The 23,662-nt window shown below is 72.2% G+C and carries 17 protein-coding genes; 10 read left to right on the forward strand and 7 right to left on the reverse strand.

The features are described 5' to 3' along the window. The first annotated feature begins 34 nt into the window (after positions 1-34). Positions 35-376, forward strand: a complete 342-nt coding sequence (locus ACQPZX_RS25275) for an STAS domain-containing protein (protein WP_433359612.1) — start codon at positions 35-37, stop codon at positions 374-376. Positions 377-397: 21 nt separating this feature from the next. Further along, positions 398-1,198 carry a YaaA family protein gene (locus tag ACQPZX_RS25280; RefSeq protein WP_433359615.1) on the forward strand — a complete coding sequence of 267 codons (801 nt, stop codon included), beginning with the start codon at positions 398-400 and terminating at the stop codon, positions 1,196-1,198. A gap of 6 nt (positions 1,199-1,204) precedes the next feature. Here the strand turns inward: ACQPZX_RS25280 and ACQPZX_RS25285 are convergent, their stop codons facing one another. Further along, on the reverse strand, positions 1,205-1,810 hold the full coding sequence (locus ACQPZX_RS25285) for an FKBP-type peptidyl-prolyl cis-trans isomerase (RefSeq protein ID WP_433359618.1): 606 nt from the start codon (positions 1,808-1,810) through the stop codon (positions 1,205-1,207). Positions 1,811-2,069: 259 nt separating this feature from the next. Between ACQPZX_RS25285 and ACQPZX_RS25290 the strand changes: the two genes are divergently transcribed. Both ACQPZX_RS25290 and ACQPZX_RS25295 read left to right on the forward strand, forming a co-directional pair. Then, positions 2,070-3,023, forward strand: a complete 954-nt coding sequence (locus ACQPZX_RS25290) for a hypothetical protein (protein WP_433359621.1) — start codon at positions 2,070-2,072, stop codon at positions 3,021-3,023. Positions 3,024-3,047: 24 nt separating this feature from the next. Then, complete coding sequence (locus tag ACQPZX_RS25295; RefSeq protein ID WP_433359624.1) at positions 3,048-8,501, forward strand: MMPL family transporter; 5,454 nt, start codon at positions 3,048-3,050, stop codon at positions 8,499-8,501. A gap of 384 nt (positions 8,502-8,885) precedes the next feature. Here the strand turns inward: ACQPZX_RS25295 and ACQPZX_RS25300 are convergent, their stop codons facing one another. After that, the gene (locus ACQPZX_RS25300; RefSeq protein WP_433359627.1) at positions 8,886-9,623 is read right to left on the reverse strand and encodes an SDR family NAD(P)-dependent oxidoreductase; all 738 of its coding nucleotides are present in this window, start codon (positions 9,621-9,623) and stop codon (positions 8,886-8,888) included. Positions 9,624-9,798: 175 nt separating this feature from the next. Between ACQPZX_RS25300 and ACQPZX_RS25305 the strand changes: the two genes are divergently transcribed. After that, positions 9,799-11,328: an alkaline phosphatase D family protein gene (locus tag ACQPZX_RS25305; RefSeq protein WP_433359630.1), complete on the forward strand. Its 1,530-nt coding sequence runs from the start codon at positions 9,799-9,801 to the stop codon at positions 11,326-11,328. Positions 11,329-11,338: 10 nt separating this feature from the next. After that, complete coding sequence (locus tag ACQPZX_RS25310; RefSeq protein ID WP_433359633.1) at positions 11,339-12,559, forward strand: hypothetical protein; 1,221 nt, start codon at positions 11,339-11,341, stop codon at positions 12,557-12,559. A 56-nt stretch (positions 12,560-12,615) separates the two neighbouring features. Here ACQPZX_RS25310 and ACQPZX_RS25315 read toward each other — a convergent pair whose 3' ends face one another. Then, positions 12,616-13,965, reverse strand: a complete 1,350-nt coding sequence (locus ACQPZX_RS25315; RefSeq protein WP_433359636.1) for a dihydrolipoyl dehydrogenase family protein — start codon at positions 13,963-13,965, stop codon at positions 12,616-12,618. 37 nt (positions 13,966-14,002) lie between these two features. After that, entirely contained in the window at positions 14,003-15,871 is a 1,869-nt protein-coding gene (locus ACQPZX_RS25320; RefSeq protein ID WP_433359639.1) for an ABC transporter ATP-binding protein, read from the reverse strand. 79 nt (positions 15,872-15,950) lie between these two features. On the opposite strand from ACQPZX_RS25320, the gene ACQPZX_RS25325 reads away from it, so the two are divergent. Beyond that, complete coding sequence (locus tag ACQPZX_RS25325) at positions 15,951-17,012, forward strand: AI-2E family transporter (protein ID WP_433359642.1); 1,062 nt, start codon at positions 15,951-15,953, stop codon at positions 17,010-17,012. Positions 17,013-17,216: 204 nt separating this feature from the next. Next, the gene (locus ACQPZX_RS25330) at positions 17,217-18,047 is read left to right on the forward strand and encodes a DUF1028 domain-containing protein (protein WP_433359645.1); all 831 of its coding nucleotides are present in this window, start codon (positions 17,217-17,219) and stop codon (positions 18,045-18,047) included. Here the strand turns inward: ACQPZX_RS25330 and ACQPZX_RS25335 are convergent. Then, positions 18,033-18,950, reverse strand: a complete 918-nt coding sequence (locus tag ACQPZX_RS25335; protein ID WP_433359648.1) for a LysR family transcriptional regulator — start codon at positions 18,948-18,950, stop codon at positions 18,033-18,035. The genes ACQPZX_RS25330 and ACQPZX_RS25335 overlap by 15 nt on opposite strands. A 70-nt stretch (positions 18,951-19,020) precedes the next feature. Here ACQPZX_RS25335 and ACQPZX_RS25340 point away from each other — a divergent pair, with 70 nt between their 5' ends. Further along, positions 19,021-19,905: a DMT family transporter gene (locus ACQPZX_RS25340; protein WP_433359651.1), complete on the forward strand. Its 885-nt coding sequence runs from the start codon at positions 19,021-19,023 to the stop codon at positions 19,903-19,905. A gap of 612 nt (positions 19,906-20,517) precedes the next feature. Here the strand turns inward: ACQPZX_RS25340 and map are convergent. After that, on the reverse strand, positions 20,518-21,336 hold the full coding sequence (map, locus tag ACQPZX_RS25345; protein WP_433359654.1) for a type I methionyl aminopeptidase: 819 nt from the start codon (positions 21,334-21,336) through the stop codon (positions 20,518-20,520). 63 nt (positions 21,337-21,399) lie between these two features. Here map and ACQPZX_RS25350 point away from each other — a divergent pair, with 63 nt between their 5' ends. After that, complete coding sequence (locus ACQPZX_RS25350; protein ID WP_433359657.1) at positions 21,400-21,666, forward strand: helix-turn-helix domain-containing protein; 267 nt, start codon at positions 21,400-21,402, stop codon at positions 21,664-21,666. 95 nt (positions 21,667-21,761) lie between these two features. Here ACQPZX_RS25350 and ACQPZX_RS25355 read toward each other — a convergent pair whose 3' ends face one another. Further along, the gene (locus tag ACQPZX_RS25355) at positions 21,762-23,558 is read right to left on the reverse strand and encodes a polysaccharide biosynthesis protein (RefSeq protein WP_433359660.1); all 1,797 of its coding nucleotides are present in this window, start codon (positions 23,556-23,558) and stop codon (positions 21,762-21,764) included. Between the last annotated feature and the right edge of the window lie 104 nt (positions 23,559-23,662).

Genomic DNA, 23,662 nt, shown 5'->3' on the forward strand with positions numbered 1-23,662 from the left:
ACACCCGCCCGCTCCCGCCCGGAGGTTGATAGCCGTGCACGTCTCCGTTGTCGGCAACCCCGACTCGTCGGTCGTGGTCGCCGTCCGAGGGAACTTGGACCTCGACAGCGCCGCCGTCCTGACCACCACCCTCGACCAGGTCCTCGACCGTCCGTCCCCGCGCGTCGTGGTCGACCTGTCCGAGGTCGAGTTCTGCGATTCCACCGGGCTCTCGGCGTTCGTCGTGGGCCACAACCGGGCCACCGCGACCGGCGGCTGGCTCCGGCTCGCCGCGCCCACCGCGTTCCTGGCCGACCTCCTGGAGACCGTCGGGCTGGCCCCGCGCATCGGGGTCTACCCCACGGTCGCCGACGCCCTGGCCGCTCCCGCCGGCTGACCCGTTGTCTACTCTCGCGACGTGCTGATCCTGCTTCCGCCGTCCGAGGGCAAGACCCCCGCCACCACCGGCGACCCGTTCGACCACGACGAGCTGTGGCTACCTCGCCTGGCCACGGCCCGCAAACGGGTGCAGACCCGGCTGGTGGCGCTGAGCCGGCGCACGAGCGCCCGCGCGGTGACGGAGACCCTGCGGGTGCTCGGCCTGACCGACGGCCAGAAGCCCGAGCTGGCCCGCAACGCCGCGCTGCCGGAGGCGCCCGCCGACCGGGCCGACCGCGTCTACACCGGCGTCCTGTACGAGGCCCTCGACCCGTCGAGCCTGCAAAGCGATGCGCGGGAGTGGCTCGACCGCACGGCGGTGGTGTTCTCCGGCCTGTGGGGCGTGGTCCGGCTGGCCGACCGGATCCCGGCCTACCGGCTGTCGGTGGGCGTGACGCTGCCGCCGCCCGTCGGCGGGCTCACGGCGTACTGGAAGAAGGTCTTGAAACCGGCTCTGGACCCGGCGGCCGCGGACGGCCCGGTGCTGGACCTCAGGTCCGGCGCCTACGCGGCGATGTGGACGCCGCCCGCCGGCACCTCGGCCACCATGCGGGTTCTGCACGAGCGCGTGGTGGACGGGTCGCCGCTGCGGTCGGTGGTGAGTCACTTCAACAAGGCCACCAAGGGGCGCCTGGTCCGCGCCCTGGCCACCAACGCCTCTTCTTTCGCTTCGCTGGATGAGGTCGTGACCGCGCTGAAGGACCTCGGCTATCAGATCGAGGAGACGCCGATGCCGGCGGGGAAGCCCCGCCAGCTCGACGTGATCGTGCGTGATCTGTAGGTGCTCCTACTGCGCGGCGAGGATGTCGACGACGAAGCGCAGGTCGCCCTCGGACGGGCCGTAGGCGTCCGCGGCGGGGACGTCGAGCTGGATGCGGCTGCCGACCTTCTGGCCCGGGATGCCCTCGTCCCAGCCCTTGATCACGGCGCCGACGCCGATCTGGGTGGTGAACGGCTCGCCACGGGACCATGAAGAGTCCTTGACCTCGCCGGTCTTGTAGGTCACCAGCTTGTAGTTGGCGGTGATCGTCTGGCCCTTCTGGACGACCGGGCCGGTGCCCTGGACCAGCGGGGTGACGACGACCTTGGTGAGCGTGCCGGTGCCCGCCTTCACCTCCGGCTCCTTGGCCAGCGCGGGCGGGGTGTTCACCTGGGCCTGCGCGGGCGCGGTGGCCTGGGGAGCGGCTTCGGAAGGCTGGGCCTGCTGCTCGCCGGCCGGCTGCGTCGCGGCGGGCGCGGCCGCGGGCGACTTGTCGGAATTATCATGCCGGACCGCGAAGAAAACGATGGCCAGGACGACGAGGACCGCCACCCCCGCGATCGCGCCCGCGTACGCCTGCGCGCGGCTTTTCGCCGACTCCCCGCCGTTCGGCCGCACGGTCTGGGTGCTCATATGCTGTCGACTCTCCTGTAGGGGACGCTGGGGAAACTTCGGACACGGTACCCGTAGCCGTGACCAACCCCGCGGGAAACCTCCACCGAACCGCCAATGCGGGTGATCGACCTTTCGGATCGTCACTGAAATAGTTCTTCACCGTCACTGCGTGAGATGAGATCGTTTACCGGCTCACAGCGCCAGCTCACTGAGCGAGACCAAACGAAGAAAATTCACGGCCGGGCGGGGCCGTGCGAACGACCAGGGGAGGGTCGGTTTGCCGTCGACCGGTAATGGTCGCTTTCCCGCGCGCCGCGGCGGTCCGGACCGACGGACCGCTCACATCGGACTCCGGCGTGCCGCGGACTCCCCCGAGCTGGAGTCCCGCGACCGGCGCGGGTGGAACGAGCTGCTCTCGTCCGGCCTGGTGATCCTGGCCGGCGTGATCGTCGTGATCGGCTTCGGCATCGTGGCCTCGCGGGCCATGCGCTCGGATCACGGCAATCCGCTGCCGGACCCGCCGCCCACCGCCGCGCTCGGCGGAGTCTCCGTGCCCAGCGCGAGCCCGGGCGGGCTGATCCCGCTGGAGCCGGCGTCGCCGTCACCCACCCCGTCGTCCCCGTCGCCGTCCCCCTCGCTGTCGCCGTCCACGTCGCCGCCGCCGAGCAAGAAGCCGGTGGACCAGGGCGCCATCTCGATCGCGGCCGGCGGGGCGCCGTCGACGGTCGACCTGACCGCCGAGGGCAAGCGGGACTGGGTGCACTGGGGTGAGGACGGGACGTTCTCGCTCGAGCGGAACAAGAACGGCGGGTTCGCGATCCTCGAGGGGACGCCGACCGCGCCCCGGTTCCGGCACGCGCTGAGCCCGACGCGGTTCGCGTGGACCGGCGGGGACCCGGTGGACCACAGCGACGGGACGCCGACGGGGATCCGCACCTGCGGGGCCGGGAACGCGTTCACGCTCTCGGCGCCGGCCTCCACTTCCAGCCGGACCCTGCGGCTCTACCTCGGCGTCGTGTCGGCGAAGGGGGTGTTGCAGGCTCGATTGTCGGCGGGCACCGCGACCGCCTCGGCCACGGCGGAGCAGCGCGACGGCCAGTTCCGCGGGGTGGTCTACACGATCACGTACCGCGCGCCCAAGGCCGCGAAGATCAATCTCACCTGGACGACGGCGCAGGCCTTCGGGTCCGGTTGCGGTGGGGTGGCCCTTTCGGCCGCCACGCTTTTTTAGGTTTTTAGGGAAAAAGGGGAAATAGTGTTCGCGGGCTGGGGATCGTGGGTCGCCCGCTTCCGGTGGCCGGTACTGTCCGTCGCGCTCGTCGCGGTGATCAGCGCCGGCGTCTGGGGGCTGGGTGTTTTCGGGGAGCTGACCGAGGGCGGGTACAACGACCCGAACAGCGAGTCCACCCAGGCCGCGGAGACCGTGCGGGATACGTTCGGCGCGCAGGGCGGCGACCTCGTCGTCATCTACACCCCGACCAAAGGCAAGATCGACGACGCCGCGCTGGCCAAGCGGGTCAAGGAGTCGCTCGCGAAGCTGCCGAAGTCGGCGGTCACGGGCGCCACCTCGTACTGGTCGAGCAAGTCCGCCCAGTACGCGGCCAAGAACAAGTCCAGCGCCATCGCGGTGATCACCCTGGCCGGCGACGACGACTCGGCGAAGCTCGACGCGTACCGCGAGGTCGACGACAAGTTCGCCGTCGAGGGAGCCACCGTCCAGCTCTCCGGCGCCACCACGCTGGCCGACGCGTCCTCGTCGCGCTCCACCGCGGATCTCGGCACCGCCGAGGCGATCTCGGTCCCGATCACGCTGGTCCTGCTGGTGCTGATCTTCGGCTCGCTGGTGGCGGCGTCGCTGCCCGTCCTGGTCGGCGGCGCGGCGGTGCTGGGCTCGCTGGGCATCCTGCACGCGATCGCGGCCCACCACGACGTGAACTCGTTCGCGGTCAACGTGGCCAGCCTGCTCGGCCTCGGCATGGCGATCGACTACGGCCTGTTCATGGTCGGCCGGTTCCGGGAGGAGCAGGCCCAGGGGCGTACGCCCGCGGAAGCCGTCGCCCGCACGGTCGGGACCGCCGGCCGTACGGTGGTCTTCTCCGCCACCCTCCTGATGATCGCCCTCGCCGGCCTTCTGCTGTTCCCGCAGGGCTTCCTGAACTCCCTGGCCTACGGCGGCCTGGCCTCGGTCTTCCTCGCCGCGGTGCTCTCCCTGACGCTGCTGCCCGCGATGCTGGCCGTCCTCGGCCCGCGCGTCGACAAGATCCCGGTGCGGCTTCCCTTCACCTCGTCCAAGGCGCCCGGCAGCGGCTGGGCCCGGGTCGCCGGTTTCGTGCTGCGCCGCCCGCTCGCCGTGGCCGTGCCGATCCTCGCGTTCCTGCTGCTGCTGGCGTTCCCGATCCGGCACGTGCACTTCGGCGAGAGCGACGAGAGGATCCTCCCGGCCGGCGACCCCGCCCGCGTGGCCGTCGAGACGCTGAAGGCCGACTATCCCCAGTTCACCGGCGACAGCGTGCAGATCGTGCTGCGCAACGCCGACACGTCCGCCGACTTCGCCGTGCAGATGCGGCAGATCCCCGGCATCTCCCAGATCAGCGCGGCCCGCAAGGACAAGGGCGTCACGTTCTTCACGGCCACGCTGAAGACGCAGGACGCCTTCAGCAACGAGGCGCGCGACGTCGTCGAGGCGATCCGCGCCATCCCCGTGCCCGCCGGCGCGGAACTGCTGGTAGGCGGCACGACGGCCCGCAACGTCGACAGCCTCGACGCCACCGCCGACCGCCTCCCGTGGATGGTCGCCCTGCTGGTCGGCGCCACGCTGGTCCTGATGTTCCTGGCGTTCGGCTCGGTGCTGCTGCCCATCAAGGCGGTGCTGGTGAGCGCCCTGAGCCTGAGCGCCACCTTCGGCCTGCTCATCTGGATCTTCCAGGAGGGCCACGGCTCGGGCCTGCTGGACGTCAGCCCCGCCCCGCTGGAGGTCGGGATCGTGGTCCTGATGGCCGCGGTGGTGTTCGGCCTGTCCACGGACTATGAGGTCTTCCTGCTGTCCCGAATGGTGGAGGCCCGCACCCGCGGCGCGTCCACCGACGAGGCGGTGACCACCGGCCTGTCCCGGACCGGCCGCGTGATCAGCGCGGCGGCATTGCTGCTGATCGTCGTGACCGGCGCCTTCGCACTGTCGGCCGTCACGACGATGCGCTTCGTCGGCGTCGGCATGATCATCGCCCTGCTCCTGGACGCCACGGTCGTCCGCATGCTCCTGGTCCCCGCGGTCCTGCGTTTGCTGGGCGACGCGGCGTGGTGGGCGCCCGGGCCCCTGCGGCGGCTTCAGCGGCGGGCAGGCCTTTCCGAGTACGAGGAGGCGCCCGCGCTACCGGCATCGTCGGGCCGGCACGCCGCCCCCGACGACACCCAGATCATCCGGTACGCGCCGTACGGCGCCGGCACCCAGGCCCTCCCGGTGGGCGCCTCGTCGTCAGCCACACACTCTTCGTCTTCCCTCGCCGCCTCCTCCTCGGCCGGCACCTCCTCGCTGGCAGCCTCCTCCTCGGCCGGCACCTCCTCGCTGGCAGCCTCCTCCTCGGCCGGCACCTCCTCGCTGGCAGCCTCCTCCTCGGCCGGCCTCTCCTCCTCGGCCGCCGACCCGGACCGTCACGCGCTGCCGGCCGCTTCCTCGCCTTTCGCCCTCCCCGCGGGTTCCCTCTCCGCGGACGACGCGACCCAGGTCTTCGCCCGCTTCGAGGACACGGCCATCATCAACCTGGCCGGCTCCCCGCCGCTGGAGGAGGTGGAGGCCGAAACAGTCCCCGACGACACCCCCACAACCTCGTCCTCAGCCGACGACGACTCCATCGTCGACGCCCTCATCCTCGACGACGAGCCTCCCTACACCGACGCCGATGGGGACGCCGACCGTCCGGCCCTGACCGGCACCCACGCGGACATTTCGCCCACCGCCGACGACGACTTCTCGTTCACACCCCGCGACACGTCCGCCGAAGCCCTCTCGTTCACGGCCCGCGACTCATCCGCCGAAGCCCTCCCCTTCGCCGACCGCGACTCATCCGCCGAAGCCCTCCCTTTCGCCGACCGCGACTCGTTCGCCGACGGCCCTTCGTTCGATCCGTCCGGGGACGCCCCAGCGTTCGAAGAAGCAGCCGACGACGAGACCCCAGCCTTCGCCCAGGCGGCGGAGGCCCGCCCGTGGGACTCCCCGACAGGCCAGTCCAGCACGCCGTATGTCCCCGGCAACCCAACCTTGTCCGAGCCCACCACATGGCTACCCACGGTCTCGCCCCACGAGTCCCCCCGCGCGGACTGGACCGTAGCCGACGACGACGGCTTCTTCTTCAGCCCACCAAGCACCCCCACGGTGACCCCGGCGCCCCTCCCACCGGCGACCTCCTCGGACTTGGCCCCCTACGACAGCCCCTGGACTCCCCCGTCCTCCTACATCCCTCCCTCCTCCTACGTCCCCCCGCTCGAGGACACTCCCGAACCGGCCAGCTCCCCCTTCGACCGAGCCGACACCCAAGACCCGGACCTCAGCCCGTTCCCAGACACCGCGGTTGCCGACGCCTCGTTCCCGGACGCCTCCCTCCCAGACGCCCCCCTCGCCGACGCCTCCTTCCCCGACGCCGCCCTCCCGGGCGCCGCCGTCCCGGACGCCGCCCTCCACGACGCCGGCTTCCCGGACTTCACGCAAGCCGCCCATGAGGAGTCGACTCCCGCCGAGCCGGAAGTCACGCACGAACCGCTCCCGGCAGAGCCCAGCGCGCAGTCCGGCTACGAGCCGTTCGCCCCCGAGCCTTACGACGCCGGCAGCTACGAGAGGTACGCGGCCGACTTCGCCAACACCGCCGCCGAGACCACCTCCTACCAGCCTTTCGTCCCCGACCTGCCCGAGCCGTCCACGGACACCTACACCCCCACAGCGGCCACGACGCCGGAGGACCCCACACCCGCGTCGGACGCATCGCCTCTGGCGGAGCCCTTTAACCCCGCCGAGCCCTCCTCCTCGGTTCCTCCGGCCGAGAGCTTCGAGTCGGCAAGCAATCCCGTCATCTACCGGCCGTTCGTGACCGAGCCCGCCGCCCACCCGCCCACGACCGCCGACGAGCCGACACCAGCCGCGACAGACGAGCCGGTGCCAGCCGCAACAGACGAGCCAGTGCCAGCCGCCGCGCACGAGCCAGAGACCGCGCACGAGCCAGGCGCCGCGCACGAGCCTGTGCCATTCGCGACGCACGAGCCCACCGCTGTCGACGAGTTCGCAGGGCCGACCGTCGACGAGCCCGTCAACGCAGCCGGCAACTCCGCCACGCCTGCCGTCGACGAACCCGTCGCGGCGGCCGGCGACTCCGCGACGCCCGCCGCGGACGAACCCGCCGCAAGCGAGTTCACGTCGCCCACCGCAACCACCGGGCTCGCGGCAGCCACCGACCAGGCCGGTCGCGGGGCGCGGCGGCCCTCGTCGCTGGCCGACCGGTTCCCCTCGCGGCGGCCCGCGAACACGGGGAGTAGGCCCTCCGACCTCGATGCGTACACGCAAGCCCGCACCTCCGACCTGGTAGGGAACCCGCCGCCGCAACCGACCGGCCTCGATGGGCAGACATCGGCCCGCCGCCCAGCTACGCTCGGCGATCAGCCGCTCCCCCGGCGGCCTATTCCCTCCCTTCCGGAGCAGCAGTCCATGACCGAGCCACAGCCGCAGCCGCAAGCCGCTGCCGGGCCGGCTGCCTCAGCGCCGGCCGACATACCCACGCCGCCCACGCCGATGACCGCCGCCGGGCAAGCACCTGACCCGGCGCGGACACCTGACCCGGCGCGGACACCTGACCCGGCGCGGACACCTGACCCGGCGCGGACGCCTGGCACGGAGCCGGCACCCAGCGCGGCGCAGGCACCCGCCGTCGAGCCGGCACCCGACGCGCCGCAGGTATCCGACGTAGAGCAGGCACCCGACGCGCCGCACGGATCCGACGTAGAACGGGCACCTGACGCCGAGCAGACGCCTGTTGCACCGCTGTCCACGGCGGCGGCGCTGGCGCCAGACACGGCGCCCGAGCGCGAAACTTCGGGCACGCTGCCGACCGCGGACGCGCCGATCCAGCACGCGGCGATCGATACGGTTACGCCCGCGCCATTCACGCCCGAGCCGCTCACGTCCGAGCCGATCACGGAGGCGCCGAAGCCGGTTGCCGCGTCGGCGTCCGTGCCAGACGCACCCGTCTCCGCCGGAGCACCCAGCACGCCGGCCGATGCGTCGGTGGCCGGCGCACCTACGGCCGACGCGCCTGTGGTCGACGCGCCTGTGGTCGACGCGCCTGTGGTCGACGCGCCTCCGGTCAGCGCACCCGCGGCCAACGCGCCTGCCATCGGCGCACCCACAGCGAACGCGCCTGCGATCGGCACACCCACGGCGAACGCGCCTGCCATCGGCACGTCCGCGGCCAAGGCGCCGGTGGCAAAGGCGTCCAACGTCGCGCCGGCGGTTGTGCGGCGGCCCGCCGATCTGGCGGACCACCTGCGGGAGTCGCGGCCGGCGGATCTGAGCGATTACACGTCGGGGAAGGTTCCGCGTATGCGGCGGCCGGTCGACGAGCCGCCGGCGCCGGTGCGGCGGCCCGCCACGCTGGCCGACCACCTGTCGGCGCGCACGCCGGGCGAGGAAGCCACTCGCGACCTGCGGGACCACGCCACCCAGGAATGACACCCGGCCGGTGGCCGCCGGAGCGAACCTCGCCCGGCGGCCGCGGACACGGACCGGCCGCGAGGCACGGTCAAGGCGCGCAGCACGATCGAGGCGTTAGGCGCGAACGAGGCGCCAGGGACGCGGGCGGTGAAGGCGTGCCTGAGCATGGCGGCAACGGGATACGACGTGAGGTTGTCCATCGACCTGAGCCCTTCGGCTTGTGCGGGCCCCTTGCGGGGATGGGCAGCACGTTAGGCAGGTCCGGGCGGGGCCGGGGAAAAATCTTGGCGGCCTGTGGATAACCGCGATTGTCCACAGGCCGCGGAATTGGCACTCGCCTGACTGGCGATCAAGGCCACCATGGCCGCCATGCAGCAGAGCGTCGCGACGAACAGGCCCGGATCAGCGGAAGATCAAACCGCCGCCTACCTCGATCACCTGGCCGGTGAGGGCACCCGAGCCGTCCGAGACCAGGAGGCGGACCGTGGCGACCAGGTCCTCCGGCACCAGCGACCGCGGTATGGCCTGGGTGGCCACGAGCGGGGCGTGGGTCTCGGCGTCGCGGCCGTCCGCCAGTTCCGCCTCGCCCTCGGTGCGGATGGCGCCGGGCGAGAGGGCGTTGACGGTGATGCCGGCGGGGCCGAGAGAGCGCGCCAGGGAGCGGGTCAGCCCGATCAGGGCGGCCTTGCTCGAGACATAGGCCGGGCCCGACGGGCCGCCCATGCGCACGGTCGGCGAGACGACGTTGATGACGCGGCCCCAGCCCCGCTCCGCCATCCCCACGCTGAGGGCCTGGGCCAGGAGCATCGGCGCGGTCACGTTGACGGCGAAGGTCTTCTGCCACTCGTCGAGCGGGAGCACGCCGATGTCGACGTTCGAAGCCTTGGCGGCGTTGTTGATGAGGACGTCGATCGGGCCCGCGGCCCGGGCGAGGGACTGCGCGGCGGCCGGGTCGGCGAGGTCGGCGTCGAGGAGCTCGGCCTTCGCGCCCAGGTCGCGGCACAGGCCGGCCACCGTCTCGGCCTCCGACGCGGCGTCGAGGTGATGCAGCAGCAACGAGTTTCCGGGGCGGGCCAGGCCCACGGCGAGAGCGGCGCCGATTCCCCGGCGGGCGCCCGTGATCAAAATCCGCTGACCCATGTCGTTCACCTTATGCGGCACCTGGCTCACCTGCGGCTCGGCCGGCCGGACAACTCGTGGTCGTCCGTCGTTCGCCGCGGGTCAGGATCTCCTTCATTCGTACACATCGATGCGGTCATCCGGCCGTACCCGTGGTTGCCCTTGGTCTTCATCGGGCCCACCCAGGGTGACCGGCATGACCTCGCTGCATCGACGAACGTTCATCCTCGGCGGCGTCGCCGCCGCCGGAGCTCTCGTCCTCCCGGCCCGCACGGCACTGGCGGCGGCGCCCTTTCCCTTCAAGCTCGGCGTCGCCTCCGGCGAGCCGGCGGCCGACAGTGTGGTGCTCTGGACCCGCCTGGCGCCTTCCCCGCTGAACGCCGACGGCCAGGGCGGGATGGCCAACGCCGACGTCGCCGTCGACTGGCAGGTGTCGGCGACCGAGTCCTTCGCCACCTTGGTCGCGAGCGGCACGGTGACGGCCCGGTACGCCGACGCCCATTCGGTGCACGTGGTGGCCGGCGGGCTGTCGCCGGACGCGGAGTACTTCTACCGCTTCCGGGCCCAGGGCCACGTCTCGGCGGTGGGCCGCACCCGCACGGCGCCGGCGACTGGCACCTTCGGCCGCGACCTGAAGATGGCCTTTGCGTCCTGCGCGCACTACGAGTCGGGCTACTTCACCGCGTATCGCCGGATGGCCGAGGACCGGCCCGACCTGATCCTGCACCTGGGCGACTACATCTACGAGGACGGCGCGACCAGCGGGTCGGTGCGCGAGCACGCGGGTACGGCCGAGATCGTGTCGCTGGCCGACTATCGCCGCCGGTACGCGCAGTACAAGTCGGACCCGGACCTGCAGGCGGCGCACGCGATCGCGCCGTGGCTGGTGGTGCCGGACGACCACGAGGTGGAGAACAACTACGCGACCAACGTGCGCGCCGACAGCAGCCCGGCGCTGACCGCGGCGCAATGGACCGCGCGGCGCACGGCGGCGTACCGCGCGTACTACGAGAACATGCCGCTGCGGCCCGCGCAGGCGCCGTCGGGCAACAGCATCCCGCTGTTCCGGCGGGTGCGGTGGGGCAAGCTCGCGACGTTCCACATGCTCGACACCCGGCAGTTCCGCGACGATCAGGCCTGCGGCGACGGGTGGAAGGCGTGCGGGGACGCCGACCTCTCCACGCGTACGCTGACCGGCGCGACCCAGGAGGCGTGGCTGCTCGACGGTCTCGGGCAGCACCTCGGGACCTGGGACATCCTGGGCCAGCAGGTGTTCTTCGCCCGGCAGTTCGACGCGAGCGGCGCGGCGAACATGGACGCCTGGGACGGGTACCGGGCCTCGCGGAGCCGCATCCAGCAGGGGTGGCTCGACCGGAGCGTCCGCAACCCGCTCGTGCTCACCGGGGACGTGCACGCGGCCTGGGCCAACGACCTCAAGGCCGACTACGCGAGCTCGGGCTCGGCGACCATCGGCACCGAGCTGGTCTGCACCTCGATCGCCTCGGGCGGCGACGGCTCGGCCACCACGACGATCCCCAACGCGTCGACCAACCCGCACCTGAAGTTCTACTCGGCGCGCCGCGGCTACACGCTGGCCACGATCGGGCAGAGCCAGGTCCGGGCCGACTTCCGGTCGGTGCCGCTGGTGACCCAGCACGGCGCGGCGGTCAGCACGCTCAAGTCCTTCGTCATCCTCGACGGCCGCCCCGGCCTCCAGGCCGTTTAGGGAGTTCACGATGCAGGCACTGCTGTCTCTGCTGCTCGCCGGCGCCAGCGTCACCTGGTCGCCCGCCAACAGCGTCGCCACCGGGGACCAGGACGGGCCGGCCATCGCCGCCAACCGCAACGGCGGGGTGGCGGTCGTCTGGGAGGACGACCGCGACACGACCGCCCCGGAGAACGACAACCACTCCGAGATCTACCTGCGCTATTTCGTCAACGGCGCCGCCGCGTACGAGATCAAGCTGTCCCCGGGCGGGACCAGCGGCACCAATTGGAAGCACATCACGCCGGACGTGGGGCTCGACGACCGCGGCAACGCCGTCGTGGTGTGGGCGGACGACCCGGACGGGAACGGGTACTTCAACATCCCCTACCGGGTGGTGTCGCCGACCGGGACGATCCTCGGGTCGGGGCAGGCCAACGCGGACGCGACCGGCGACCAGATCCGGCCCCGGGTCGCGGTGGACCCGGACGGCGCTTCGGGGAGTGCGACCGCGGTGGCGTTCACGGTCGTGTGGGAGGACGTGCAGACCTCGGCGGTGACGGTCAAGGCCGCCGGCTACACGGGGACGACGACCAAGGCGTACGAGAAGACGGCCTCGCAGACCGCGGGGGCGCACCACCGGCCGGACGTGGCCGTGGGCGCCTCGGGCGACGCGACGATCGTGTGGGAGGAGGACGCTGATGCGAACGCGTACGACAACATCGGCCTCACCCGGCTGGCCCGCGCGAACGGCGCGGTGCTGCTGAGCGCCCGGGTGGCGAACCTGAACGGCGGCGGGCAGCAGAACCGCCCGGCGATCGCGGCGAACCACAACGGCGACTTCACCGTGGCCTGGGTTTCCGACCACACCGGGACCTCGGGCGTGTGGGAGCGGTCGTTCACGGCGAACGGCACCGCGCGGCACGCCGACGTCGAGGTGGCGAGCGGCGGCGCGGCGCCGGCGATCGGGATCGACGACCAGGCCGATGTGGCGGTGGGCTGGACCGTCGGCGGGGTCGACGGGTGGGCGCGCGGGTACAACCCGGACGGGACCGTCACCGGGCGGCTTCCGGCTCAGGCGCTGACGCAGACCACCACCGGCCGGCAGGATCAGCTGGTGCTCGCCGTGTCGGCCTGGGGTGAGGTGGCGGTGGCCTACACCGACGACAACGACGGGAACACGTTCGATCAGATCCTGCTCGGCCTCGGCGCCACCAACGACGACGGAGGGTGGGAGCTTCAGGCCATGTAGTCGGCGCACCAGGACCGCCCCAGGTCGGACCCTGGGGCGGTCCCTGGCCAGAGGCGTCAGAGTCCCAGGGAGTTGAACAGGTAGAGCCAGATCTCGCTGCGCGTCGGGAACGCGGGGATCGCGTGCCGCAGCCGCTTCAGCGGCACCTCGCCCACGATGGCGATGGTCGCTGCCTGCAGGAAGTCGGCCACCTCCGAGCCGGTGAAGGTGACGCCGACCAGCACCTGCCGGTCCTCGTCGACCAAGAACCGGCACGTGCCCTGGCCGCCGCCGGTGAACGCGCCACCCGCGTTGGCCTCGGTCCCGATGTCGACCACGCGCACCTTGATCCCGGCGGCGGCCGCGGCGGCTGCCGTGTAGCCCACCGCCGCCACCTCCGGCTCGGTGAAGATCACGCGCGGGGCGCGGGGGCCGTCGGCGATGTGGTCGACGACCATGTCCTGGCCCTGGATGTCGGCGGCCGCGATCGCCGCCTGGTACTTCGCCATGTGGGTGAACAGCGACCGCCCGTTCAGGTCGCCCACCACGTACAGCCAGTCCTTGCCCGGCACCCGCATTCGCTCGTCGACCTCGATGTAGCCGTCGGCCTCCAGGCCCAGGTCACGCGACTGCGGCGTCCGCCCGGCCGCGACCAGCAGCTGGTCGGCGGTGGCGGTGCTCCCGTCCGAGAGCGTCACCGTGATCTTGTCGCCGTCACGCCGCACGGCGGTCGCCCACTGACCGGTGCGGATGTCCACGCCCTGCTCGGTCAGCGCCTCGGTGACCTGCACGCAGGCGAACTCCTCCTCCCGCGACAGCAGCCGGTGCTCCCCCTCGACCAGCGTCACCTGACACCCGAGCGACGCGTACGCCTGGGTCATCTCCGCCCCGACCACCCCGCCGCCGATCACGATCAGCGAGCCCGGAATGTCGGATGCCGTCGTCGCCTCACGATTCGTCCACGGCGAGGCGTCCCGGAGCCCGTCGATGTCCGGAATGTTGGCCACCGTCCCGCCGGCGAGGATCACCGCCTTGCGGGCCGTGAGGACCTGGGAGCCGACAGCGACCTGCTTCTCCCCCGCGATCCGCCCCCAGCCGCGCACCAGCGTGATCCCCCGGTCGGTCAGCCACGGCACCTGCCCGGCGTCGTCGAGGTGCCCGATGTTGTCGTCCCGCTTGCCGAGCACCGCGGCCACGTCGAGCTTCCCGGTGACCGCCTCGCGGACGCCGGGCACCCGCCGCGCCTCGGCGAGCAGCTCACCCGGGCGCAGCAGCGACTTCGACGGTATGCACGCATAGTAGGAGCATTCGCCGCCGACCTTGTCGGCCTCGACGATCGCCACCGACAGCCCCGCCTCGGCCAGCCGCCCGGCGGCGACCTCGCCCCCCGGCCCGGCCCCGACGACCACCACATCAAAAGTCTGCATACCGACATGATTCCCGAGCCGCCGGGCCGGGAGGCATTCAGAGTCGATATCCCGCCGCCTGGAGGGTGAAGAGCTGGGCATATCGGCCTCCGGCGCGCACCAGCTCGCGGTGGGTGCCCTGCTCGGTCAGGGCGCCGTCGTGGAGCACGAAGATGCGGTCGGCGTGGATGACGTTGGCCAGGCGGTGGGTGATCAGGATGGTGGTGCGGCGGCCCTGGCGCCCGCGGATGGCCTGGAACAGGGTGTCCTCGGCGCGCGGGTCGAGCGCCGACGACGGCTCGTCCATGATGAGCAGGTCGGCGTCGCGGTAGAAGGCGCGGGCCGCCGTGATGCGCTGCCACTGGCCGCCGGAGAGGTCCTGGCCGTCGGCGAAGGTGCGGTCGAGCAGCGTGTCGTACCCGTACGGGAGCTCCTTGATCATGTCGTGGGCGGCGGCCATCGCGGCGGCCGACTCGATGCGGGGACGGTGCGGGTCGCCGGTGAGGTCGCCGAGCGCGATGTTGGTCGCGGCGGTGAACGGCCAGCGGTGGTGGTCCTGCAGCGCCACCGAGACGCGCCGGCGCAGCAGCGACGGGTCCCAGTCGCCGAGCGGGCGGCCGTTCCAGTGGATGCTCCCCGCCGACGGCGCGCGCAGGCCGGCGATCATCGCGGCGAGGGTGGTCTTACCCGAGCCGTTCTCGCCGACGAGCGCCACCGTCTCGCCGGCCCGGATGGTGAGCGTGACATTGTCGACGGCCGGCGCGTCCCGGTCGGGGTAGCGCAGGCTGACGCCCGCGAGGGTGATCTCCCGGAGCCGCGACGGTGGCGGCGCGGCGGGAGCGACAGGCGGCAGATGACGGGCAGCCGTCCGGATGAATCCGACGTACTCGTTGAAGTGCTGGCCGTTGGCGAAGACGCGGTCCACCTGGAACGTCACCACGAACAGCGAACGCTGAGCGGTCTGCACGGCGACGACGCAAGTGGCGGCCGCGGCCAGGGGTATCGAGCCGTTCACCAGGAGCGCGCCCAGCAACGCGTACACCCCGGACAGCGCGACCCCGCCGATCACCGCGCCCACCGCGGTCGTGGCCGTGACACGCCGCGCCAGGCCCATCTCGATCCGGGTCTGCGCCCCCATCACCTGGTCGTAGAGCCCGAGTACGAAATCACGCAGGCCGTAGGAGCGCAGTTCCGGCGCCGAGATCCGCTCGGCCATGAGCCGTTGCAGGACCCAGAGGCGGCGCCGTCGCGCCGAGCCCGCGAGAAACGTGCGGAAGCGTGAGTGTCCGGCCCGCAATGACGCGTACGCGCTGGGCACCGTCGCCACCAGCAGCGCCGCCAGCAGCAGCGGGTGGATCACCACCACCGCGACCGCCACGGCGAGCAGCCCCACCACCCCGGCCAGCAGGTTGAACACCTCGTTGACAAGCACTATCGCCGACTCGGTGCCGCGGGCGGCGCGCTCCATGTCGTCGGCGAAACTGTCCTCGTCGAAGGCCTCCAGGCGTACGGCGGAAGTGGTCTCGAAAAGACGGCGCTCGACCTCCCGGTTGACCTGCGGCGTGAGCCCGTTCAACGCGTACCCGGTCACCATGCTCGCAGCCCCGCGCGCCGCTATCGCCGCGGCAAGCAGGGTGAGCGCCGGCAGCGCCGCGCGCACCCGCTCCGGCGTCGGCCCGCCGCTGAACAGCTCCACGAGCACCCGCTGCGTGGCCAGCAGCCCGAACGTCGCCATCGCCCCGGACGCCACCGTCGCCACCGCCACCAGGCATGTGCGCAGCCGGTCGGCGCGCCAGCCGATCCGCAGCGCCTCGCCGATCAGCCGGGGCAGCTGGGCGAAGACGCCGCGCAGCCCGCATTCGGCGCGGGCGCGCATGCCGTGCTCCCACCACATCGGGCGCAACTCCGGCAACACGTGTTGAGTCACCTTCGCACCGTCGCCGCGAAAGGGTCAGAGGAATCGGACCGGTCGTGTGTACACCCCCGATCGTGGCAAGGTGATCTTCATGCCGTTGAGCGCCCCGAAGACCCGCGACGCGTTGCGCACCTCCGCGCGCCTGTCCGGCCAGACCCTGCTGGTCTTGCTGATGACGGCGGTGGCGCTGTGGATCCTCGGCAAGATGTGGTCGGTGGTGTGGCCGCTGACCGTGGCCCTGCTGCTCACGACGCTGACCTGGCCGCCGGTGCGGTTCCTGCGCCGGCACGGCTGGCGGCCGGCCCTGGCCGCCTCGGCGGTGATGGTGGCGTTCCTGCTGGCCGCGTGCGGCACGATCGTGGGCATCGCGGTGCCGGTGGCGTCGCAGTCGCCGCAGCTCGCCACCGGCGTCGAGGACGGCATCCAGAAGTTGCGCACGTGGGCGGCCGGTCCGCCGCTGAACATCGGTGACGATCAGGTCACCAAGGCGCTCGACACCGCGGTCGAGAAGCTCCAGGAGAGCGTGGGCAGCATCGTCACGTACACGGTCTCGGGCGTCAGCACGATCGTCGACGGCGTGGTCACCACGGTGCTGGCGCTGTTCCTGATGTTCTTCTTCCTCAAGGACGGTCCCCGGTTCCTGCCGTGGCTGGCCCGGCAGATGCCGGGCCGTCTCGCCACGGACGTGCCGCAGGTGACGGCGCGCAGCTGGGACACCCTGGGTTCTTTCGTACGGGGTCAGGCGCTCGTCGGCCTGCTCGACGCCGTGTTCATCGGCCTCGGCCTGTGGATAGTGGGCGTGCCGCTGGTGCTGCCCCTGGCCGTGCTGACCTTCGTCACGGCGTTCATCCCGATCGTCGGGGCGCTGTTCGCCGGCTTCGTGGCGGTGCTGATCGCGCTGGTCTCCAACGGCCCGACCGACGCGCTGATCGTGCTCGGCATCATCGTGCTGGTGCAGCAGCTCGAGGGCAACGTCTTCCAGCCCATCCTGCAGAGCCGCGGCCTGGGCCTGCACGCGGCGGTCGTGCTGCTCGCGGTGACGCTGGGCGGCAGCCTGGCCGGCATCGTCGGCAGCCTGCTCGCGGTGCCGGTGGCGGCCGTGCTGGCGACGGTGTGGACCTACCTCCGGGAGCAGCTGACGCCGCAGTCATAGAGGTGCTGCGGGCGTACCGGTCGCGGCAACCACCATGCGCGCCCGCAGCACTTCGGACCGGGCGCCGTCAGGCGTTCAGTCCAGCGTCGGCCCGCCAAGGGCGGCGGCGGGCACTGACGGGGATCACGTCTCCAGAGCGGAGCATATGCCCCCGGATTGTCCGTACACATAGGCCGGATGGGTCCGGGATGTTAAATACTGCGCATGACATTCTCGATCGTCGCGCGCTCCGCCGACGGCCTCGCCCACGGTGTCGCGGTGGCCAGCAAGTTCCTCGGGGTCGGCGCGGCCGTGCCCGCCGCTCTCGCCGGGGTCGGCGCGGTGGCCACCCAGTCGTACGCGAATCTCGCCTACCGCCCGCAGACCCTGACGCTGCTGCAGACCGGGGTGAGCGCGGCGCACACCGTGCAGGCACTGGTCGCCGGCGATTCGGGGCCGGTCGCGCAGCGGCAGGTCGGGGTGGTCGGCCCGGACGGGGAGGGCAGCACGTTCACCGGGCGCGACTGCCATCCGTGGGCGGGCGGCACGGCCGGCGACGGGTTCGCGATCCAGGGCAACATGCTGGCGGGACCGCAGGTGGTCGACGCCATGGGGGTGGCGTGGCAGGCGTCGGCGGCCGAGGCGCGGCTGGCGTACCGGCTGCTCGCGGCGCTGCGCGCCGGCGATCTCGCCGGAGGTGATCGTCGTGGCCGGCAGAGTGCGGCGCTTCTGGTGGTCGCCAAGGGCATGGGGTACGGCGGTACGAGCGACGTCTGGGTGGACCTGCGGGTCGACGACCACCCGGATCCGGTGGCGGAGCTGTCGCGCCTGCTGGAGCTGCACACGCTGTACTTCGAGCGCCCGGACCCCGCGGATCTGCTGCCGCTCACCGGCGTCACCGCGGAGGAGGTGCGCAAGCTGCTCGGGGCCAAGGGCCACACCCAGCCCGACCTCGACGAGGCCCTCGCGGACTGGGCCGGCGTCGAGAACCTCGAGGAGCGCCTGGTCGCCGGCGCCATCGACCCGCTGGTCCTGGAGGTCCTACGCGGCCGGTAGCGGCAGGCCGGCCACGGTCGCGTGCAGGGCTTCCGCGAGCGCGGCGGCCAGCGGCCGGAGGCGGCGCTGCGCGGTGACGATGCCGACGAAGCGGGACGGGCAGGGCTGGTCGAGCGGCACGGTCGCCAGCCCGCCCAGGTCGGCGGTGAGCGCCACCTGCGGGATCATGCTCACGCCGACCCCGGCCCGCACGAGGGACTGGGCGAAGATGTAGTCGGTGCCCCGGCAGGCCGTGATCACCTCGAAGCCGGCCATCGCCGAGTAGTGGTCGAGCAGGTCGCCGACCGACAGGCAGCCGTGCACCCACCGCTCGCCGGCCAGGTCGGCCAGCGAGACCGACTCGCGCCCGGCGAGGCGGTGCCCGGCCGGCAGGACGATCCACATCGGATCGTCGAGCAGCGGCGTCCAGGTCAGTCCCGACCGGTCGCCCGGCCGGATCGGCGGCGGCCCGTCGAAATGGTAGGCGAGCGCGAGGTCGGCAGCGCCCGAGCGCACCAGCGGCAGGCTGTCGTCCGGCTCGACCTCCAGCACGGTCAGGTCGACGCCCGGGTGCTCGGCGGTGAAGCGCAGCAGCGCCGGGGGCAACAGCCGCTGGCCGCCGCTGGTGAAGGTGGCCACGGTCAGCCGCTCGGTGCGCCGGGTGGCGAGCCGGGAGATCTCCTCCTCGGCGTTGGCGAGCTCGGCGGTGATCGCGTCGCTCGCCTCGGCCAGCACCCGTCCGGCCTCGGTCAGCTCGACGCCGCGGGTGCTGCGCCGCACCACGGCCACGCCGAGGCCGCGCTCGAGCGCGCTGATCTGCTGGGAGACGGCCGAGGGCGTCAGCCGCAGGGACGCGGCCGCCCGGTTGAAGCTGCCCTGCCGCGCCACCTCGCGGAGCACGGCCAGCCGGCGTACGTCGATCATCAGCTCCCCTTAACACGGCATCAGCAAGTCACCACTACCGCTTATGACTCTAGGACGAAAGAGTCGAGGTGTGAATCGACGTGCCTGGCTGCTGTTCCTCCTCGTCTCGGTGCTGTGGGGGATCCCGTACTTCCTCATCAAGGTCGCCATCGACGACCTCTCCCCCGTCTTCGTGGTCGCCGGGCGCGGCCTGATCGCCGCCCTGGTGCTGCTGCCGGTCGCCGCGGCGCGCGGGACCCTCGGCGCGCTTCGCGCACGCCTGGGAACCGTGTCGGTGCTAGCGGTGGTGCACATCATCGGGCCGTTTCTTCTGATCACGTACGGCGAGGTGCACATCACCAGCTCGCTGACCGGCCTGCTGATCGCCGTCGAGCCGGTCGTCATCGCCCTGCTGCTCTCGCGCGCCGAGCCCCTCACCCGGATCCGCGTGATCGGCCTGGTCCTGGGCTTCGCCGGGGTGGCCGTCCTGGTGGGCCTGGACGTCTCCGGCGACCGCCTCGGCCTGCTCGGCGCCGGCATGGTGCTGCTGGCCGCGGTCAGCTACGGCGTAGCCACCATCTTCGTGCAGCGCCGCGCCGCCGACATCCCGGCCGAGACCCTGGCCGGCGGCACCACCGCGATCACGGCGGTCGTGCTGGCGCCGTTCGCCATCTGGACCTGGCCCACCGAGCCGGTGCACGCGAACGCCTGGGCCTCCCTCGCGGCCCTCGGCGTGTTCTGCACCGCGGTCGCGCTGCTGGCCTTCTACGCGCTGGTCGCCGAGGCCGGCTCCAACCGGGCCGGGCTGGTCACCTACGTGAACCCGGTGGTCGCGGTCCTGCTCGGCGTCCTGCTGCTGAACGAGTCGCTGCGCTGGAGCACGGTGGCCGGCTTCGCCCTGGTCGCCGCCGGTTGCTGGCTGTCGACCCGCCCCACGCCCGCCCCTCGGACGGCCGAGCCCGTCCCGGTCGCCTGACCCCCGCCGCCTGTGGACGGCCGCCTCGGAAATGTCGTACCCGCCTGTTCTACTCGGCCCCACCCAGTGCCGGGGCGGGGGGCGGCTTGTGGGCGCCGCGGAGATCAACGAACTTCGGTCCGCGCCGATGGCGCGAACCGCCGCCCGGCCCCCCGCAATCTTGGAGAACTGCTGTTCAGCGCGCGCAGGAATTCGTCATCCTTCGTCGGCCGGCACAAGCCACCACCGGATATATCCCATTATTTCCGGTGACTGACATCGACTGATCCCAGCATGCGGCTGGTGCATTCAGACGTCGGGACGGCCCGCCGGAATGTGGGACACGGTCCCAAGAACCGGTAGCGGCCGCCACATAGCGAGATCTGGCAGCGACCGCGAGCGGCCGCACCCGCCGCTACCACGCACCCCCCGGGCCATGGCGGACCCCAGCCCGGCCATCATTACACCGCGACCGGCCGTCGCCATGCCCTAGAAAGCCGCCACGACAAGCTCCCGCCGCTGAGCTACGGCATCCACTGGCGGGCCCAGCTGCCGTGCCGGACGAGACGTGCGGCCGGCACTGGTCAGGAGGCCGCCGGCCGGCACTGGTCAGGAGCCGCTGGCCGACGCTGGTCAGGAGGCCGCTGCGGGATTCTTGGCCGGGTCGGCGGCGGTCGCGCCCGGAGCGGGGCGGCGGGTCAGGACCTGGGGGCCGGCGGCGGTGATGGCGACCGTGTGCTCGGAGTGGGCGGTGCGGGAGCCGTCGGCGGAGCGGATCGTCCAGCCGTCCTCGTCGTAGCGGATCTTGTCGGTGGTCTTGCAGAACCAGGGCTCGATCGCGAGGGTGAGGCCGGGCTCGAGCTTGATGCCGCGGCGGGCGCGGCCGCTGTTGGGCACGTGCGGGGACTCGTGCATGAGGCGGCCGATGCCGTGGCCGCCGAACTCGCCGTTGACGCCGTAGCCGTACGAGTGCGCCACCTCGCCGATCGCGGCGGAGATGTCGCCGAGACGGCCGCCGGGGCGGGCGGCGGCGATGGCGGCCTCCAGGGCGACCTGGGTGGCCTCGATCAGCTTGAGGTCCGACGGGTCGGGGGCGCCGACGACGACCGAGAGCGCCGAGTCGGCGACCCAGCCGTCGATGCCGACCGCCATGTCGATGCTGAGCAGGTCGCCGTCGCGCAGCAGGTAGTCGTGCGGCAGGCCGTGCAGCACCGCGTCGTTGACCGACAGGCACAGCACGTTGCGGAACGGGCCGCGGCCGAACGAGGGGGCGTAGTCCCAGTAGCAGGAGTCGGCGCCGCGCTCCTTGATGCGACGGCGGGCGTGGTGTTCGAGGTCCATCAGGTTGACCCCGACCGCGGCGACCCCGCTCAGCTCGGCCAGCAGCTCGCCGACGAACTGGCCGGTCACCGCCATCCGGCCGATCTCCGCGGCGGACTTGAGCTCGATCACGACAGCCTCCCTCTCCGTGGCGGTATTTTTATACCACGCCCGGAGGGGGACTATCCTGCGGGCATGGTTCGCCAACCCCTGACCCCCGAACAGATCGCCGCGGGCCAGCGCCTCGGGGCCGCCCTGCGGGCCGCGCGGGCCGGCCGGGGCCTCGTCGAGGTGGCTCTGGCCGCCGGCATCTCCCCCGAGACGCTGCGCAAGATCGAGGCGGGCCGGCTGCCCGCGCCGGCGTTCGGCACCGTGGTCGGCCTCAGCCGTGCTCTCGAGATCCCCCTCACCGAGCTGGCCGACGTCTGGCTGGCCGACGCCCCCGTCCGCCAGGCGTCCTAGCTCGCCGCCGGCCGCGGCAAAGGCAAGGCCGCCGTGACGAAGGCGGCCACGGCAAAGGCAAGGCGGCCGTGACGAAGGCGGCCATCGCAAAGGCGTCACGCGGCCGGGCGTGAAGCCTCGGCCGGCAGCGCGCACAGCCGGTAAAGCTCCGCCACCAGCAGCGCCGGGTCGGCGTTCGCGTCGATGCCCCGCACCTCGCCCGGGTCGAGCGGCGGCACCTGGACGTGGGAGATCATCGGGTGGAGCGGGCGCACGTCGATCTCGCCCTCGCCGAACAACACCTCATCGAGCTTCTCGCCGGGACGCAGGCCCGTGTAGCGGATCTCCACCTCGGACGGCGCCAGGTCGACCATCTGCCGCGCCACCTCGGCGATCCGCACCGGCTCGCCCATCTCGAGCACCAGGGCCTCGCCGTCGCGCCCGATCGCCGCGGCCTGAATCACCAGGTGGACGGCTTCCTGGGTGGTCATGAAGTAGCGCGTCACGTCGGGGTGCGTCACCGTCACCGGGCCGCCGGCGGCGATCTGCGCGCTGAACGTGGTGAACACCGAGCCGCGGCTGCCGAGCACGTTGCCGAAACGGACGCTCAGGAACGTGCCAGGACTGCGCCGCGCCACGTACGCCGTCAGCCGCTCGGTGATCCGCTTGGAGTAGCCCAGCACGCTGACCGGATCGGCCGCCTTGTCGGTGGAGATGTTGACGAACCGCTCCACTTCGGAGGCCGCCGACAGCACGGCGAGCGTCCCCCAGATGTTGGTCTTCACCGCCTCCCCCGGGTAGCGCTCGAGCAGCGGCAGGTGCTTGAGCGCGGCCGCATGGAAAACCACCTGCGGGCGACGCGTACGGAAGATCTCGCGCACCCGGTCCACGTCACGCAGCGAGGCCAGCAGCAGCGACGGATCGGTGAGCGCGGCCTGCGGGTCCAGCGACAGCTGGACGGCCTGCAGCGAGGTCTCGTCGCGGTCGAGCATCATCAGCTCGGCCGGGGAGAACCGGTGGATCTGCCGGCACAGCTCCGACCCGATCGAGCCGCCCGCCCCGGTGACCAGCACCCGCTTGCCGGTCAGATAGCCGGCGATCGAGTCGAGGTCGGTGTCGATCTGGTGGCGGCCGAGCAGGTCGGTCACCTCCGGCTCGCGCAGGTCCCGCACGTTGATCTGGCGGTCCATCAGCTCGGTCACCGACGGCACCACGAGGAAGCCCGCGCCGGCGTCGGTCGCCAGGTCGCGGATGTCGCGCACCAGCTCGGCCGCGGCGTTCGCCACGGCGAGGACCACGGTGGTCGCGCCGGTGCGGTGCACTTGCGCGGCGATGTCGTTGCGGTTCCCGATGACGGGTACGCCGTAGAAGACCATCCGCCGTTTGCGGGGATCGTCGTCGATCACCCCGACCGGCAGGTACCGCCCGTTGGGGTCGTAGCGCATCGACTGCAGCAGGTTGCGTCCCGCCGAGCCGGCGCCGAACAGCAGCACCCGGGTGGCGACCCGCTCGTCGGGACGGGAGCGGACGTCCAGCCGCAGCCGCCACACGAGCCGGGCCGCGAGCATGAAGACCAGCGCCAGCAGCCCGCCGACCAGCGGCGCGCCGGGCGGCACCCGCGAGCCCGGCAGCAGCAGGTCGAGCACGAGCAGCGCGATCGTGGTGACCAGGACGGTCTGCCAGACGGTGCGGACGTCCTCGAGCGTGCCGAACGGGTAGCGGCCCCGGTAGAGATGCCGGGCGTGGCCGAGGGCGGCCTGCAGCAGAACCGCGAGCGCGATCATCGGGACGGTGCCGGCCGAATGGCGGGCGTCGAGGCCGAACTCGTACCGGGTGAGCACGGCGAGATTGAGTCCGGCGGCCCAGGCGAGCGCGTCGACGAATAGCGGAACAATGCTGTTCCCACGGGCCACGGCTGCACCTCCCGGCTCATCCGTCACATTCGGTCGGCCGCTGCCGTATTTTGCAGCGTAATTCGACCTCGTGTCCCGCAGCGGAAGTTCGGGATATCGCCTCG

It is taken from the genome of Actinoplanes sp. CA-142083, from assembly GCF_050942195.1.
Lineage (GTDB): Bacteria > Actinomycetota > Actinomycetes > Mycobacteriales > Micromonosporaceae > Actinoplanes.